This is a genomic window from Parasphingomonas halimpatiens, from assembly GCF_036663795.1.
GTDB lineage: Bacteria > Pseudomonadota > Alphaproteobacteria > Sphingomonadales > Sphingomonadaceae > Sphingomonas.
The window spans coordinates 1-14,822 of record NZ_JAXOJP010000043.1; the positions used below are offsets into that span (position 1 = coordinate 1).

A 14,822-nucleotide genomic window follows, 5' to 3' on the forward strand; every position below is an offset into this window, starting at 1 on the left:
CGACAGTCGCGACGAGGCGACCGGCGAACGACTGGACGCGCTGGAAGATCCATTCCGGCTCTATCGCTGCCATACCATCCTCAATTGCACCCGGACCTGTCCGAAGGGACTCAATCCCGGCAAAGCGATCGCGGAAACCAAGAAGCTCCTGATCGAACGCCGAAGCTGAACGCGAAGGAAGAGAGCGACCATGTCCGGCCCCCTGGCAAAACGATCGAGACCGCTGTCTCCGAACGTGCAGATTTATCGGCCGCAGCTCACCTCAGTCCTTTCGGTCCTCAACCGGATCACGGGTATCATCTTGAGCCTCGGCGCGGTTGCGTTGGTGGTCTGGTTGCTGGCGGCGGCGGCGGGATCGCAGGCCTTCTCGGTTGTCCAGAGCGCTATCGCATCCTGGGCCGGCAAGATCGTGCTGTTCGGGGTCACCTTCGCCTTTTTCCTGCACTTCTGCGGCGGCATTCGGCACTTGGTCTGGGATACCGTCCACGGGTTCGAGCTGCGATCGGTCTACATATCGGGATGGGTGGTCGTGGCCTCCAGCGTCGTCCTCACGCTGGCAGCCTGGGTCATCAGCCTGTTGATGGCGGGATAGAGTCATGAACGGTCACGATATGCGCTCGCCGCTGGCGCGTGCGATTGGCCTCGGCTCGGCCAAGGATGGCGTCAGTGCTTGGTGGGCCCAGCGTGTCTCAGCCGTCGCCCTAGTACCTCTGACACTGTGGTTCGTTGTGTCAATTATCGTGCATACCGGCAGCGATCACACCGCTTTTGTCGGCTGGCTGAGGACTCCGCTCGCCTCCATCCCGATGGTCCTGCTGCTGATCGCTCTCTTTTATCATACCGCGCTTGGGCTTCAGGTCGTGATCGAGGACTATGTCCACTCGGGAATCAAGTTCACAGCGGTGATCACGATGCGTCTCGTATGCTTCGCCATGGCGACCGCAGGCATCATGGCTACCCTGCGATTTGTTTTCATCGATTGAGAGCGACGATGCGCCCTCAACCGAAATTGTCGAGAATCAGTGCAGCGAACCCGGCCCGATCGAAGGAAGCGGCTGCCAAGTAAGGGACGTAGCATGACGAATTGGCCAGCGAATAAAACCCTCGTCGTCGAAGGGCTGCTTCCCAAGGCACGAGAAAGGCTCGTGATTATCGCAGATAATGTGGCATTGATCGAGGCAGCGGCGCTTCTGCGGCCGGGGATCGAGCTCGTGATCGTGTGCAATGCGGCGGGTCTTCTGGTCGGCGTCATCACGAAAACGGACATCGTCAATCAGATCAGCCGTTGTCAGGGGGCGAGTTGCGTAGCGGCCGCCGCCGTCGTGATGACCAGTAAAGTTCTGCTCTGCCGACCCGCGGACTCCCTCAGCGACGTATGGGCGCGGATGAAAGAGCGGGGCCTCAAGAATGTTCCTGTCGTGGATGACGAGTCCAAGCCCCTTGGTTTGCTCCATGCGCGCGACATTCTCCAGATCCTGTTGACTGACGCAGAAGACACCGAAGCGTTGTTGCAGGATTACGTGATGGGCGTGGGCTATCGTTGACCACGACCACGACCACGTCAGCCTGAAGACGCAACGCTTATGCGTCCGCAGCGGCGTCCCGATCGGCGTGACCGCAGTGTCGACCGGAACCAAGGGGCACCGAACGCCTAAACGGAACTACAGTGTGAACCGGCGTCAAAAGCAGACCCATCGGATGCGCTCAAGGCATTGGCCCACAACATTTTTCGAGAGCGCGCAATCGTAAATCGGCGCTAATCGGGGAACCCAAGTACGTTATTCACCGTTTCCCGGTTTCGCCGAACCTGCCTTTGAGAACCTTGGCGCCATCGCGCAGGAAATCGAGATGGTTCGACCAGTGCTGCATCATGCGCACGCGCTCGTCCCAATATTCGCCGCGGGTATAGGCGCGGCGAACGGCATTGTTGTCGCAGTGCGCAAGCTGGCGCTCAATGGCGTCGGGATGCCAAAGCCCCATCTCATTGAGCAGCGTCGCTGCCATGGCGCGAAAGCCATGACCGGTCATTTCATGCTGGGCATAGCCCATTCGGCGCAACGCGGCGTTGATGGTGTTTTCCGACATGGGTCGATCGACTGACCGAAGCGACGGAAAAAGGAACGAGCTATAGTCGGCGTCGTGCTCGATCGAGGCGATTATAGCGAGAACCTGACGGGTGAGGGGGATGGCATGGAGACGCCGCATCTTGGTCTTGTGCGGCGGGATCGTCCACACCCCCTTGTCGAAGTCGAAATCCGCCCATTCGGCAAAGCGCAACTCGCCTGGCCGCACGAACACATGGGGCAGCAGCCGGAGCGCCGCGCGAGTGTTCGGATAGCCCTCGAAGCTCTCGACGGCGCGAAGCAGCGCGCCGGCCTCATTGGGCGTCGTGATGGCGGCGCGGTGTACAGGCTTGGGCACAATCAGCGCTCCGCGCAGGTCGGCTGCGACATCGCGCTCCGCCCGCGCCGTGGCGATGGCGTAGCGGAAGATCTGCGAACAGGTACTGCGTAGCCGCTTGGCCGTCTCGTAACGACCCTTGCTCTCCATCTTGCGCAGCATCACCAGCAGTTCATGCGCCGGGACAGAAGCGATCGGGCGCTTGCCGATGGATGCGTTGATGAAACCTAGCAGCCAGCGCAACTTCTTCATCGTGACCGGTGACCGGCCTTCCTTCTCCAGCTTGATCAGCCACTCATCGGCCACTGCCTTGAAGCTGTTCGAGGCGGCTACGGTAGCGGCAATCCGGTCGAGCTTGATCCGCTCGGCCGGGTCATCGCCGCGCGCCAGGACCTTGCGTGCCGCATCCCGGTCGGCGCGGGCTTCGGCGAGCCCTGTATCGGGCCAGACGCCGAACGACAGCGTCTTCTGCTTGCCGAGGTGGCGATAGTTCATCCGCCAGTAGCGAGCGCCGCATGGCGTCACCAGCAGGTAGAGGCCATCGGTATCGCTCAGTTTATAGGGCTTCTCGCGATTCTTGGCCGCTTTGATCGCAACGACGGACAATGCCATGATGGTATCTCCAACCGGGCGACCGGCGCGCTGCCATCAGAAATACCATCAGATCGTTGGTATGTGGTGGTATCGCGCCAGTCCGATTGAGACGAACATACCACAAAAAACCGCAGAAAACAGCCATTTACGGCACATTCTGGCACCCTCTGGGAGGGTGTTTTGGTGACCCCTACGGGAATCGAACCCGTGTTTCAGCCGTGAAAACCTTAAGCTATTGATAATAATAGGTTTTCTTGGTTAATTGGGGTTACGCGAGGCCATTAGAAATCAATATGTTACGAGAACGGGGTTACACTCGGCGTGGGCGAATTTCAATCGATGTGTGCAGTGCGCCTAACACGCATGCAGATGATCACGGGACACATACTCTCCTTATAAGGTCATCCCACGCCACCCCGAGCTGCTTCGCAATGTCGTAAAACTCGATGGCGTCAAGACGACGCTCGCCAGACTCAAATTTGGATATGAACTGCTGCCGACGGCCCAGCCGGGCCGCCAGATCGGTCTGGCTGATATTCGCGGCGATCCGCGCCCTGCGTAGGCCATCGATCAATGCCTGGTATCGCTCGTCGTGAACCCCGCCTGCCACCGGTACTCGCCTTCGATGTGAAAAACATCGGTAAGGACCCGTTTGCTTTCACCCCAAAATCGGGTAGCGATGCGCAACGGAGGGGAGGCAGGTATGGAGAGCCGCCAAGTCGCGCCGCCTATTGTTCGTCTCCTTGGCCAAGCGATCGCTGCTGCCTACCTCGGCGTCAGCGAGCGCACATTCGAACAGCAGTGGCGGTCGGGTGCGCTACCCGAGCCCCATCGCATTGGTCGTCGCCTCCTATGGGATCGGAAGCTGCTGGACCGATGGGTCGACGACCTATCCGGGATAGGTGAGCCACAGAATTATTTTGGGGACTGAGATGCACAACGATCGGCCACCGATGTGTGTGTAATGTCGCGCTGCTAAAGACGGGGGTCAAGTAACGCCTCCAGAGTCTCCGTCATCACTTCAATATAATATCCAATATGTAGCTTCCGCAGCCGGGTGCTTCTTATTCTGAGAAATTGCCCGGGAGTGATCGCGAAGAGTCGTTCAGTCGTTAGCATATTCCTTTGCACAGTATTGAATTGCTGATCAGCCTCTATCGATGTGTGAGCAATCCGATTGCGGATTCTCTCGCAATCCGCAAGAGCTTGCTCTTTTGCTGCCATCATATCAACTAGGGGCCAGCCACGTTCTATGTAGTTCTGCGCCGTTGATCTTATTTCAGAAGGTTTGGCCCAGCTCAGAAATTTATACCCAGCTTTTGTCAACTGCCGTGCGTGGGACTCATTATCAATACTGAGGTAGCTATTTGCACTAATCCCCGAAAGCGATGCGCCGCCGGTGACATAGTGTAAGAACAAGCGCTCGACTACACCTTCATATGCGGTGAATGACCTAAGAAATATAGCCTCAGCTAAAGCATCAGACTTGTAATCCTTAGACTCATTGTCAGCTGGGGCGGTCTCTAGCTCATCTACCATCAGCATCGTCGCGATGTGACGCTCCGCGATAGAAGCGCTGTAGGCTACCAGTTCATCCGATGTCATCCCTCTATTGCTGCCAGAACATACCTCGCTCGCTCTCTTCTCGCTTCGGTATCGGTCGTGCGGCGTTGAGAAAAATTGATAAACCGCGCGAATGCCGCTGGCACATCGTCTTCATTATCCTCGGTGTAACGGTCATACAGAGCACTCAGTTCATCCAATCCACTGCGCCAATGAACCACTGATGCTTCCGTTAAATGAGGTTGTGGCGAGCCTTCAAGGCCCCCAAGGCCACGCTGTGAGTGCGCAACGCAAGTGAATAGTGTGTAAAACCAGTGTGGACGCGACCAGTTTGTATTCGCTAGATCCTTTGGCGGATATATAGCACCAATACGCTGCATAGTAGCACGATAAAGTTCTACAGCGTCACGTACATTATCAGGAACGACTTCATTATTTTCATACTCTCTGTAATATCGTTCAATATTCTTTACCGTCTGCACTCCGCCGATTAGGGCAACGAGGAGATCGGATGCCAGTTGAGCCTCCCCCATGCGACTGACACTTTTCTCCGAGAGAACGCTGCCATCAAGCATGTAGTTAACGTAGGAATGGCCCAACTCGTACGCTGTAGTTTTGAAAACCCCAAGATATTTTGCGTTCAGCTTTTCTTGCGTATTCAATGTGACGGAATAGGTATTAATTCTCGCGAAGATATCTAACATATCAGCCAAGCTGACATTATAAAGAAGGTCAACTCCGAGCTCATACTGTAGAATTACGCCCTGAACCTCATTCTCTAAGTCGTCGAACTTCTTACCAGCGTATTCCGGGTTATGCGCAGCTAGGACCGTGAATCCGCCCGCGACAAACTCGAGGATTGTGCGGATACGCTGCTGACCGTCGACGACGGTGCGAATATTTTTTTTGCCCACGAGGTCTTGGGTTAGCAGGACTTTCGGCATCGGCTTGCCGCGAAGGACCGTGTCGATCAAAAAAGATTTAGCAGCGCGTGTCCAGACGCTGCGGCGCTGAAACTTCGGTGACAGATCGAGCTGATTTGCTCCGTCCCACTCCAAGAAATCGGCGATACTGTATGACCGTGCATCAAATTGCTTCATTCTTGATTCCCGGTTTTCGTTCGCTGCCTTGAAGGCACGGAGTTTGCCGTCACTTCTCGCGATCCTCGCCATCTGCTGGGCCATGTAATGACCGGCTCCCCCAGTGATGTCGACTCAGAACCTGACAGCGGTTCGCCTAGTGCGACCCCGTGTTTTCGAGGCCAAAGGGCCGCGTCGCGTACACTCGCTAGGTAGAAAAAGAGAAAAACGCCATAAAACAGTGCCTTGACGCTGGGGCGTTGCAGTGGGCTGAACGCATTAGACCGCACCTAGGACCCAAGTGTAACCCCGGCGTAACCCCGAAAATGCTGCGCTGGAAACCCATAGCCGCCAATAAAAGCATTTGTTTTCAATGCTTTATAAGCCTGGTGACCCCTACGGGAATCGAACCCGTGTTTCAGCCGTGAAAGGGCCGCGTCCTAGACCGCTAGACGAAGGGGCCATGCTACAGAGCAGGCGTGGAGCAGGCGGTTAGGGAAATGGGACGAGGCGGTCAACCCACCGCGTAACGTGTCGTGGCATGGCAGGCGAAGGGAACGCGTTACCGAGGCAATCTGGCGGCTCACGCCGCGCCGCGATCCTTGCTCAATCCGCCCACGCCGCGTCGTCGATATGCAGTTCCGCCGCTTTGCGCGAACCCCAGTCGTCGATTCGGGCGCGTCCTGCCAGCCACAGGCGGCGGTGGGGTGGGGCGCCGAGCAGTGCAGCACCCAGCGCGGTTTCGGCCTGGCGAAACGCCACGGCCTTCAGACTGCGGCCGTCGTCGCCGCTGGCGATCACCCGCACATGGCCGCTGCCGACGATATCGGCCTTGATGATTCGCAGCGGCCCGGCGGCGACGCGCGGCTGTGGCCAACCCATGCCATAGGGGCCGCCGACATCCATCGCCTCAACCAGCTGAGGCGTGACGCCGCCCGGCGCGAGCAGGGCATCGAGCAACAGCGCACGATCCCCGATCGACCGCGTGACGGCGGCATCGAGGCGATCGGCAAGAAAGGCCTCGAACGCGTCGAGCTGATCTTCGGCGATCGTCAGCCCGGCCGCCATGGCGTGCCCGCCGCCGACGACGAGCAAGCCGCTATCCTTCGCCGCAAGCACGGCGGCGCCCAGATCGACCCCTGCGATCGAGCGGCCAGAGCCCTTTCCGACGCCGTCGCCATCCAGCGCGATGACGATCGCCGGCCGGCCATATTTTTCCTTCAGCCGCCCCGCCACGATCCCGATCACGCCGGGATGCCAGTTGCGCCCCGCAACGACGATCACCGCGCGATTGCTCTTGCCGATCGCCAGCGCCTCGGCGCCTTCCTGCACCTGCGCCTCGATCAACCGGCGCTCCTCGTTCAGCCGGTCGAGTTCGGCTGCGATGCTCTCCGCTTCGGCCGGGTCGCGCGTCGTCAGCAGGCGCACGCCGAGGTCGGATTTGCCGACGCGGCCACCGGCATTGATCCGCGGGCCCAGTGCGAAGCCAAGATCGGTCGCGGTCGGCGCGCGGCTGAGTCGCGATGCCGTGATGAGCGCGTTGAGCCCGATGTTGCGGCGCTGCGCCATCACCTTAAGGCCCTGCGACACGAAGGCGCGGTTGAGGCCGCGCAATTGTGCCACGTCGGCGACGGTGCCGAGCGCGACGATGTCGAGCAGGTCGAGCAGGCGAGGTTCGGCACGGCCGGCGAAAAAACCGCGTGTACGCAGCGTCCGGACAAGCGCAGCGCCGAGCAGAAAGGCGACGCCAACCGCCGCGAGATGGCCGTGCGCCGCGCCCTCGGTTTCGTCGAGCCGGTTCGGGTTGACCAGCGCCCAGGCGTGCGGGAGCGCAGCGGCGCATTTGTGGTGATCGACGACGATCACGTCGACGCCGGCCTCGCGTGCCATGTCGAGCGCCTCGAACGCCTGCGCGCCGCAATCGACCGTCACGATCAGCTGCGCGCCTTCGCTCTTGAGCTGCACCAGCGCAGCGCCGGAGGGACCATATCCTTCCATCAGCCGATCCGGGATGTACGGGCGCGCCTCGATCCCGAGATCGCGCAGCAGCAGGATCAGCAATGCCGCCGAGGTAGCGCCGTCGACGTCGTAATCGCCGAACACCGCGATCTGCTCACTCGCGGCGATCGCATCGGCCAGGCGCTCCGCAGCGCGGTCCATGTCATGAAAGATCGACGGGTCGGGCATGAAGGCGCGGATGCTGGGGTTGCGATGCGCCTCCAGCCCCTCACGCGGGCAGCCGCGGGACAGCAGCAGCTGTGTGACGAGATCGTCGGGCGTGAAGCCGGGGTCGCGGGCATCGGCGGCCAGCGCGCGCCAGCGCCACGGTTGGCCGAGGATCGAGGAGGTGACGTTGAGAACGGTGCCGGTCATGGCGCGGGCTTAGAACAGTGCGGGCGATTGTCGAGGGCGGCGCGCGCCTCAGTTATAATTGGGCAGCCAGCGGCCCTCGCGAAACCATTTGGTGATGATGTATTTCGTGCCCTTCACCACCGGCATGCCCTCGTGCAGTGTCAGCGTGTTCGGGCTGCCGTCGGGGTTCATGTTGTTCCAGGCGAGCAGCAAGCCCCGCTTGGGCGCGACGCGGATGCCGGCCTGCGGAAACCAGGTCGCGCCGCCTTCCTCGACATCGTTGAGGAAGATCATCGCCGTCCAGGTGCGCTGCCCGCCGCACGCGACCATGCTCGGCCAATAGGGCTCATTCTCGTGGAAATAGTCATGATGCGGGCGGAATTGCTGGCCGATCGCATAGCGCTGGCCCTGCATCGTCTCGCCATTGTCGGGGTCGATTCCGAGCAGCATGGCGATCGCCTCGTCGATCGGGCGCACGTCGGGCGACCAGCGATCCATGTCGCAACTCTCGCTGGTGCGATAATTGGGTTCGTTGGGGTCGGCGAGCAGTGTCGACGGGCGCCGGTTGGCGTCGATCATCTGCCGGAGCTTGGCGCACTGCGCAACGTCGAGAAAATCGGGATGATAATAGATCTGCACCGTCTCGAGCGGCGCGCGCTTGATGCGGGGATTGGCCTCGAGGCGCTGCGAGACGCTTAGCCCGGTCAGCTGCCGGACAGGAGAGGCGTTGCCCGATTTCTTGCGGAACAGCATGACGCCTTCCTCGCCGCGCCGCCGCCAAAAGACAAGAGGCCCGGTGTTGCCACCGGGCCTCCCTGCTTCTTGGGACCGAACCTACCAGAAGATGTCGTACACCGTGTCGACCACCTCGCCGGTATAGATGTCGACCAGCAGCGCGTCGTTGTAATAGCGTACCCAGCGATAGGGGCCATAGGCCGGCGGCAGGTCATAATAATAGGGATCGTCGATCCAGTAATTCTGCTCGAACAGGATCGAGCTCAGCCGGAAGCCGATCGAGAAGCGCCGATAGCCATTATCCCAGCCATAGGGCGCGTAGTAGCGCGGCAGGTGGAAATTTTCGCGATTGTAGCGGCGCGAGCGATTCCAGTCGTAACGACTGTCGTTGCGCCAGCCGCGGTTCCAGTTGCCGCCACGATTGTCGGCGCGCTGACCACGGTCCCCGTGCCAGTCGCCGCGCTGCCCGCCATTGCCGCGCCAGTCGCCACGCTGACCGTCATTGCCGCGACGGCCGTCATTGCCCTGCCAGTCGCCGCCGCGCCCGCCCTGTGGCCGGCCCTCGACACGCTGATCGGGGCGCCCGTCGCGACGATCCTGCCGCCACGCCTGCTGCTGCTGCGGCGGTGCGGCGATGACCGGCGGCTGTGCCTGCTGCGGACGGCCCGACCAGCCGCCCCAACGCCGACCCTGCCCATCGCCCTGCTGGACCTGGACTGGAGGCTGACCACGGTCAGGACGCTGGAAACCCGCGCCGCCGTCGCCGCGCTGGAAACCGCCTCCTTGCGGCCGCTCGAACCGCGGCTGCGGCTGGGGTTGCTGCACCTGCGGCTGCTGGAACTGGCGCGGTGCTTCCTGACGCGGCTGCGGCTGCGGCTGCGGGCGCGGCTGATCGCCACCACCGCCCTCGCGCTGCTGGCGCCAGCCGCCGCGTCCATGTTCGTCATTCTGCGCGAACGCTGCCGCCGGCACCAGGGCCGAGGCTGCCATGATCGCGGCAAGCAAGATCTTACGCATCGAAGAATTCCTCCTCATCGCCGCATGACATCACCCGGCTTGCTGTCTTTTTACGCTTCCTCGGCTGACCTGTTTCTGAACCCGAGTGTCAGCGTTCAGAAAGCTTTCTGCGCCGGCTCATCGGCGTGCCGGTGTCAGCGCGGGCACCAGGCGCGATGCTTCGGCGGGGGCGATGCCGGGAGATGAAGCGCTATCGATCGTCTCGTCGCCGCGTTGAACGCGAGCCGCCTTCATGATTGCCTCGACGAGGCGGGGATAGATGCCGCAGCGGCAGATATTGGTGATCGCCACCTTGATGTCTTCCTCGGTCGGATTCCGGTTCTTCTTGAGCAATACCGCCGCCGCCATCACCAGTCCGGGAATGCAGAAGCCGCACTGCGAGACATTGTCTTCGATGAAAGCAAGCTGCACCGGATGGTCGCGCTCGCGTGAAAGGCCTTCGATGGTGGTTACGATGCTGCCCTCGATCGCCCCGATATTCGCCTGGCAGGCGCGCACCGCCTCGTTGTCGATATCGACGATGCAGGCGCCGCATTCGCCATTGCCGCAGCCATATTTCGTCCCCGTCAGGTTCGACGCGTCGCGCAACGCCCAGAGCAACGGCGTCTCGGGGTCCATGCGATAGTGGACGGGTTGGTTGTTGACGGTGAAGCGGGTCATCAGGCGCCGACCTTAGGCGATCCAGTCGGAAAGTGGGAAACGGTTTTCGGCCGATCCCGCGCCATGCCGCAGCATTTGTGCGACCGTATTGCGAAACGGGGTGTTTCATAACGCGCGATTGCCGTGCCCGCCGGCCTCGCCGATATCATGACCATGCGACAACCAACCCTCTTCATCCCCCATGGCGGCGGCCCATGCTTCTTCATGGACCCCGATGGCGGCGCGCCCGATCCGATGTGGCAGGGCATGCAAGCCTATCTCGCGGGCATCATCGCGTCGTTGCCCGAACGACCACGCGCGATCCTGCTCGTCTCGGGGCATTGGGAAGAAATGCCGGTTGCCGTGAATATCGGCACCGGTCAGCCGCTGCTGTTCGATTATTACGGCTTTCCGGAACATACCTATAACCTCGCATGGCCGGCCCCGGGCGCCCCTGACGTCGCACGGCGCGCCGCTGCGCTGCTCGGTGTCGCTGGTTTCGCCACGACGGAGGAGACGCAGCGCGGCTGGGACCATGGCGTGTTCATTCCGATGATGGTCGCGGTTCCCGGCGCCGACATCCCGCTCGCCCAACTGTCGCTCCGCCAGGATCTGGACCCGGCAGCGCATATCGCGATGGGCCGCGCGCTTTCACCACTGCGCGACGAGGGCGTGCTGATTATCGGTTCGGGCATGAGCTTCCACAATCTGCGCGCGCGCGGGGCCTCGGTGACGCCGCTCGCCGACAAATGGGACGCCGCCCTGACCGACGCGGTGGTCGACCCGGACCCGGTGGCGCGTGCCGCACGCGTGTCACGTTGGGCAGAGCTGCCGCACGCCAGATTCGCGCATCCGCGCGAGGAACATCTGCTCCCGCTGATGGTTGCGCTCGGCGCTGGTGCTGGTGATTCCGCCCGCTGCGACTATCGTGACCATGTCATGGGCTGGGCGGTGTCCGGGTACCGCTTCGGCTGAGCTGGTCTATCCGCGCGCCAGTTCAGCGCGGATCAGCGCCTGGATATCAATCCCGAAGATCGTGAGCCCGGTGATGTCGGCATCGTCGATCGACACGTCCGTCAGACTGAGGTTGTTGAAACGCGCGCCGCGAAAATTGACGTTGCTGAACGTGGCAGCAGACAGATCACAGTCGTCGAATCTGGCCCCGGCAAGCGAGCAATTGTGGAACTGCGCGCCGGCCAGCCGCTCGTCGTCGAAAGACCGGGCGTCAGCCTCAGGGCTATCGGCGGATCGGCGCGGCGCCTCAGTCACGCCAGCTCGGATCGATCTTGTCGACCTTGCGCACCATCGCGGCGAAATCGGCCGTGCCCGTGCCGCCCGGCACCTGCGCCATGTACAGGTCGCGCTGGTGCACCGCGATCACCTCGGGCGAAACCTCGATCGGCGTGCCCATCGAGGCAGTGGCGATCTGGATCTCGCACGCGCGCTGCAGCGACCAATGCTTGATGAAGGCCTCAGGCAGCGTCTTGCCCATTACCAGGATGCCGTGGTTCTTGAGCAGCATCACGCGCTTGTCGCCGAGATGCTCCATCAGGCGCGTCCCTTCCTCGTCGCGCACGGTGACGCCTTCGAAGTCATGGTATGCGATCTGCCCGGCAAAATTGCAGGCGTAGAAATTGGTCGGGCGCAATCCGCCCTCGACCGAGCTGACCGCCATGCCGGCGGTGGTATGGGTGTGCATGATGCAGTGCGCATCGGGCAAATGGCGATGGAACAGCGCGTGCTGGACGAAGCCGGCGCGGTTGACGGGGTAGGGATTGTCATCGAGCTTGTTGCCGTCGATGTCGATCTTGACCAGGTTCGACGCCGTCACCTCGCTGAAATGCAGCCCGAACGGGTTGATCAGGAAGGCGCCTTCCTCGTCGAGCTTCACCGTGATGTGGTTGTAGATCATCTCCGACCAGCCGAGCATGTCGAACACGCGGTAGCAGGAGGCGAGCTGCTGGCGCGCTTCCCATTCGGATGCGCTCATCTGGCTGTTGCGAAGGACGGCGGTCGCCATGGTCACTCTCCGGTTTCGAGCGGTTGGTATGCGCCATATTATCGCAGCACCGCGATGATGGCCAGAGTTGCGTGCTACTGGCCCAGCGCGGCGATCTCATCTTCGTCGAAGCCCGCTTCCGTCAGAATCGCGCGGCCCTCCGCCGCACCCGCCATACGCGGCGACGTGGTACCGCTGAGCGAATAGCGCGGCGCGGGTGCGGGCTGGGTGACGCCGCCAGCGGTAACGAAGCTTTGCCGCGCTACATTGTGTGGGTGCGCGACCGCCTCGTCGAAGTCGAGCACCGGTGCGACGCACGCCTCGTGCCCGGCAAAGGCAGCGACCCATTCGTCGCGTGTGCGCTCGGCAAAGCGCCGGGTCAGTTCGGCCTTAAGGCGTGGCCACATCGCCGGAGCGAACTGCGCGTCCCATTCCCCGTCGTTCAGCCCCATCACCGTGCGCAGCGCCGCGTAGAAGGGCGGTTCGATCGCGCCGACCGCCAGCCATTTGCCGTCGGCGGCTTCATAGGTGTCGTAGAAATGCGCCCCGCCGTCGAGCAGGTTGGTGCCGCGCTTGTCGCTCCACCGCCCCATCGCGCGAAAGCCCCACATCATGCTCATCAGCACTGACGAGCCCTCGGTCATCGCACAGTCGACCACCTGGCCCTGGCCCGTCGCCTGCGCCTGAAGGATCGCGGCAAGCATGCCGAAGGCGAGGAACATGCCGCCCCCGCCGAAATCGCCGGCAAGGTTGATCGGCGGCACCGGCCTGCGTCCCGCCTCGCCGAAAGCGTGCAGCGCGCCCGAGATCGCGACGTAATTGATGTCGTGACCCGGTTCGGGGGCGAGCGGCCCGGTCTGGCCCCAGCCGGTCATGCGGCCATAGACGAGCTTCGGGTTATCGCCGAGCAGCACGTCGGGGCCAAGGCCGAGCCGTTCCATCACGCCGGGCCGAAACCCCTCGATTAGGCCGTCGCAGGTCGCGGCGAGCCGGCGCACCGCCGCGACAGCGGCCGGGTCCTTCAGGTCGAGCGTGATCGAGCGGCGTGATCGCAGCAGCGGGTCGCGCTCGCGCTCGGTCAGGCTGCTGGCGTTGGGCCGCTCGACCCGGATCACCTCGGCGCCATGGTCGGCGAGCATCATGCCGCAGAACGGCCCCGGGCCGATCCCGGCAAGTTCGAGGATGCGCAGGCCGGCCAGCGGGGCATGGGCGCCCATCAGAACGCCGCGATGCCGGTGATGGCGCGACCGAGGATCAGTGCATGCACGTCGTGAGTACCCTCATAGGTGTTGACCGTCTCGAGGTTCATCAAATGGCGCATTACCTGATATTCTCCCGAAATGCCGTTGCCGCCATGCATGTCGCGGCTCAGCCGCGCGATGTCGAGCGCCTTGCCGACATTATTGCGCTTGACGATCGAGATCATCTCCGGCGCGAACTTGTCGGCGTCCATCAGGCGCCCGACGCGCAGGCTCGCCTGCAGGCCGAGCGCAATCTCGGTCTGCATGTCGGCGAGCTTCTTCTGGTAGAGCTGAGTCGCGGCGAGCGGACGGCCAAATTGTGCGCGGTCGAGCCCATATTGCCGCGCGGCGTGAAAGCAGAACTCGGCCGCGCCCAGCGCGCCCCATGAAATACCATAGCGGGCGCGGTTGAGGCATCCGAACGGCCCCTTGAGGCCCTGCACCTCGGGGAGCAGCGCGTCCTCGCCGACCTCGACATCGTCCATCATGACCATGCCGGTGATCGAGGCGCGCAGGCTCAGCTTGGCCTCGATCTTGGGTGCGCTCAGCCCCTTCATGCCCTTTTCCAGCACGAAGCCGCGAATACCGCCGCCATGCGCGTCGGACTTGCACCAGATGACGAACACATCGGCGATCGGCGCGTTGCTGATCCACGTCTTGGAGCCGGAAATGCGGTACCCGCCATCGGTCTTTACCGCGCGGGTTTTCATGCCGCCGGGATCGGATCCGGCATCGGGCTCGGTCAGGCCGAAGCAACCGATCCATTCGCCGCTTGCCAGTTTGGGCAGATATTTGCGGCGCTGTTCTTCCGAGCCATATTCGAAGATCGGGAACATCACGAGGCTCGACTGTACGCTCATCATCGAGCGATAGCCGCTGTCGACCCGCTCGACCTCGCGCGCGACCAGGCCATAAGCGACATAGTTGGTGCCGACGCCGCCATATTCCTCGGGGATCGTCGGCCCGAGCAGCCCGAGCGCGCCCATTTCGCGGAAAATCTCCGGGTCGGTCGTCTCGTGCGCAAAGGCGTCGATGATGCGCGGTGCAAGCTTGTCTTGCGCATAGGCGCGCGCGCTGTCGCGGATCATCCGCTCGTCGTCTTCGAGCTGATCGTCGAGCAGGAAGGGATCAGCCCAGTCGAATGCGCCCATGCCGGCCATGTCTATCTCCAAAGAATATCGTGCCCGTGCCAGCCGGGCAGGG

The 14,822-nt window shown here is 62.2% G+C and carries 17 protein-coding genes, 1 tRNA gene and 1 pseudogene; 6 read left to right on the forward strand and 13 right to left on the reverse strand.

The genetic code is table 11. The features are described from left to right. The 4 genes and pseudogenes from U1839_RS23915 to U1839_RS23930 form a co-directional block, all read left to right on the forward strand. Positions 1 to 169: pseudogene (locus U1839_RS23915) on the forward strand (succinate dehydrogenase iron-sulfur subunit); the annotation flags it as partial. Positions 170 to 190: 21 nt separating this feature from the next. Next, complete coding sequence (sdhC, locus tag U1839_RS23920) at positions 191 to 592, forward strand: succinate dehydrogenase, cytochrome b556 subunit (protein ID WP_332806076.1); 402 nt, start codon at positions 191 to 193, stop codon at positions 590 to 592. Between the two features lie 4 nt (positions 593 to 596). Next, complete coding sequence (sdhD, locus tag U1839_RS23925; protein ID WP_332806077.1) at positions 597 to 983, forward strand: succinate dehydrogenase, hydrophobic membrane anchor protein; 387 nt, start codon at positions 597 to 599, stop codon at positions 981 to 983. A gap of 93 nt (positions 984 to 1,076) precedes the next feature. Continuing rightward, positions 1,077 to 1,544, forward strand: coding sequence for a CBS domain-containing protein (locus U1839_RS23930; protein ID WP_332806078.1), 468 nt, complete (start codon positions 1,077 to 1,079; stop codon positions 1,542 to 1,544). A gap of 238 nt (positions 1,545 to 1,782) precedes the next feature. On the opposite strand, the gene U1839_RS23935 is transcribed toward U1839_RS23930, so the two are convergent. After that, on the reverse strand, positions 1,783 to 3,012 hold the full coding sequence (locus U1839_RS23935; protein WP_332806079.1) for a tyrosine-type recombinase/integrase: 1,230 nt from the start codon (positions 3,010 to 3,012) through the stop codon (positions 1,783 to 1,785). A 355-nt stretch (positions 3,013 to 3,367) separates the two neighbouring features. Then, entirely contained in the window at positions 3,368 to 3,604 is a 237-nt protein-coding gene (locus U1839_RS23940; RefSeq protein ID WP_332806080.1) for a helix-turn-helix domain-containing protein, read from the reverse strand. A 93-nt stretch (positions 3,605 to 3,697) separates the two neighbouring features. Here U1839_RS23940 and U1839_RS26860 point away from each other — a divergent pair, with 93 nt between their 5' ends. After that, positions 3,698 to 3,925: a helix-turn-helix transcriptional regulator gene (locus tag U1839_RS26860; protein ID WP_443030657.1), complete on the forward strand. Its 228-nt coding sequence runs from the start codon at positions 3,698 to 3,700 to the stop codon at positions 3,923 to 3,925. 44 nt (positions 3,926 to 3,969) lie between these two features. On the opposite strand, the gene U1839_RS23945 is transcribed toward U1839_RS26860, so the two are convergent. The 7 genes from U1839_RS23945 to U1839_RS23975 form a co-directional block, all read right to left on the reverse strand. Further along, positions 3,970 to 4,599, reverse strand: coding sequence for a hypothetical protein (locus tag U1839_RS23945; RefSeq protein ID WP_332806081.1), 630 nt, complete (start codon positions 4,597 to 4,599; stop codon positions 3,970 to 3,972). Beyond that, positions 4,596 to 5,741: a GmrSD restriction endonuclease domain-containing protein gene (locus tag U1839_RS23950; protein ID WP_332806082.1), complete on the reverse strand. Its 1,146-nt coding sequence runs from the start codon at positions 5,739 to 5,741 to the stop codon at positions 4,596 to 4,598. The genes U1839_RS23945 and U1839_RS23950 overlap by 4 nt, the downstream gene beginning before the upstream one ends. Positions 5,742 to 6,023: 282 nt before the next feature. Further along, positions 6,024 to 6,099 (reverse strand) — tRNA-Glu (locus U1839_RS23955). A gap of 143 nt (positions 6,100 to 6,242) precedes the next feature. Then, positions 6,243 to 8,009: a single-stranded-DNA-specific exonuclease RecJ gene (recJ, locus tag U1839_RS23960; protein WP_332806083.1), complete on the reverse strand. Its 1,767-nt coding sequence runs from the start codon at positions 8,007 to 8,009 to the stop codon at positions 6,243 to 6,245. A gap of 48 nt (positions 8,010 to 8,057) precedes the next feature. Further along, positions 8,058 to 8,741: a prolyl hydroxylase family protein gene (locus U1839_RS23965; protein ID WP_332806084.1), complete on the reverse strand. Its 684-nt coding sequence runs from the start codon at positions 8,739 to 8,741 to the stop codon at positions 8,058 to 8,060. An 81-nt stretch (positions 8,742 to 8,822) separates the two neighbouring features. Then, complete coding sequence (locus U1839_RS23970; RefSeq protein WP_332806085.1) at positions 8,823 to 9,740, reverse strand: RcnB family protein; 918 nt, start codon at positions 9,738 to 9,740, stop codon at positions 8,823 to 8,825. Positions 9,741 to 9,857: 117 nt separating this feature from the next. Then, entirely contained in the window at positions 9,858 to 10,400 is a 543-nt protein-coding gene (locus tag U1839_RS23975; RefSeq protein ID WP_332806086.1) for a (2Fe-2S)-binding protein, read from the reverse strand. Between the two features lie 153 nt (positions 10,401 to 10,553). Between U1839_RS23975 and U1839_RS23980 the strand changes: the two genes are divergently transcribed. Then, positions 10,554 to 11,354, forward strand: coding sequence for a DODA-type extradiol aromatic ring-opening family dioxygenase (locus U1839_RS23980; RefSeq protein WP_332806087.1), 801 nt, complete (start codon positions 10,554 to 10,556; stop codon positions 11,352 to 11,354). A gap of 6 nt (positions 11,355 to 11,360) precedes the next feature. Here the strand turns inward: U1839_RS23980 and U1839_RS23985 are convergent, their stop codons facing one another. From U1839_RS23985 to U1839_RS24000, 4 genes are all read right to left on the reverse strand, one after another. Further along, positions 11,361 to 11,648 carry a pentapeptide repeat-containing protein gene (locus tag U1839_RS23985; RefSeq protein ID WP_332806088.1) on the reverse strand — a complete coding sequence of 96 codons (288 nt, stop codon included), beginning with the start codon at positions 11,646 to 11,648 and terminating at the stop codon, positions 11,361 to 11,363. Then, on the reverse strand, positions 11,641 to 12,399 hold the full coding sequence (locus tag U1839_RS23990) for a class II aldolase/adducin family protein (protein WP_281124142.1): 759 nt from the start codon (positions 12,397 to 12,399) through the stop codon (positions 11,641 to 11,643). Before U1839_RS23990 ends, U1839_RS23985 begins: the two co-directional genes overlap by 8 nt. Before the next feature lie 74 nt (positions 12,400 to 12,473). Then, positions 12,474 to 13,595 carry a CaiB/BaiF CoA transferase family protein gene (locus U1839_RS23995; RefSeq protein WP_332806089.1) on the reverse strand — a complete coding sequence of 374 codons (1,122 nt, stop codon included), beginning with the start codon at positions 13,593 to 13,595 and terminating at the stop codon, positions 12,474 to 12,476. Continuing rightward, positions 13,595 to 14,779 (reverse strand): acyl-CoA dehydrogenase, encoded by a 1,185-nt coding sequence (locus U1839_RS24000; RefSeq protein WP_332806090.1) that lies wholly within the window; start codon positions 14,777 to 14,779, stop codon positions 13,595 to 13,597. Before U1839_RS24000 ends, U1839_RS23995 begins: the two co-directional genes overlap by 1 nt. Positions 14,780 to 14,822 lie beyond the last annotated feature (43 nt).

Excerpts from the sequence above, each read along its gene's own strand:
- recJ (WP_332806083.1), bottom strand. The coding sequence starts at position 8,009 with ATGACCGGCACCGTTCTCAACGTCACCTCCTCGATCCTCGGCCAACCG.
- U1839_RS23970 (WP_332806085.1), bottom strand. The coding sequence starts at position 9,740 with ATGCGTAAGATCTTGCTTGCCGCGATCATGGCAGCCTCGGCCCTGGTG.
- U1839_RS23990 (WP_281124142.1), bottom strand. The coding sequence starts at position 12,399 with ATGGCGACCGCCGTCCTTCGCAACAGCCAGATGAGCGCATCCGAATGG.
- sdhD (WP_332806077.1), top strand. The coding sequence starts at position 597 with ATGAACGGTCACGATATGCGCTCGCCGCTGGCGCGTGCGATTGGCCTC.
- sdhC (WP_332806076.1), top strand. The coding sequence starts at position 191 with ATGTCCGGCCCCCTGGCAAAACGATCGAGACCGCTGTCTCCGAACGTG.
- U1839_RS23975 (WP_332806086.1), bottom strand. The coding sequence starts at position 10,400 with ATGACCCGCTTCACCGTCAACAACCAACCCGTCCACTATCGCATGGAC.
- U1839_RS23950 (WP_332806082.1), bottom strand. The coding sequence starts at position 5,741 with ATGGCCCAGCAGATGGCGAGGATCGCGAGAAGTGACGGCAAACTCCGT.
- U1839_RS23980 (WP_332806087.1), top strand. The coding sequence starts at position 10,554 with ATGCGACAACCAACCCTCTTCATCCCCCATGGCGGCGGCCCATGCTTC.
- U1839_RS23965 (WP_332806084.1), bottom strand. The coding sequence starts at position 8,741 with ATGCTGTTCCGCAAGAAATCGGGCAACGCCTCTCCTGTCCGGCAGCTG.
- U1839_RS23935 (WP_332806079.1), bottom strand. The coding sequence starts at position 3,012 with ATGGCATTGTCCGTCGTTGCGATCAAAGCGGCCAAGAATCGCGAGAAG.
- U1839_RS23930 (WP_332806078.1), top strand. The coding sequence starts at position 1,077 with ATGACGAATTGGCCAGCGAATAAAACCCTCGTCGTCGAAGGGCTGCTT.
- U1839_RS23995 (WP_332806089.1), bottom strand. The coding sequence starts at position 13,595 with ATGGGCGCCCATGCCCCGCTGGCCGGCCTGCGCATCCTCGAACTTGCC.
- U1839_RS26860 (WP_443030657.1), top strand. The coding sequence starts at position 3,698 with ATGGAGAGCCGCCAAGTCGCGCCGCCTATTGTTCGTCTCCTTGGCCAA.
- U1839_RS24000 (WP_332806090.1), bottom strand. The coding sequence starts at position 14,779 with ATGGCCGGCATGGGCGCATTCGACTGGGCTGATCCCTTCCTGCTCGAC.
- U1839_RS23945 (WP_332806081.1), bottom strand. The coding sequence starts at position 4,599 with ATGACATCGGATGAACTGGTAGCCTACAGCGCTTCTATCGCGGAGCGT.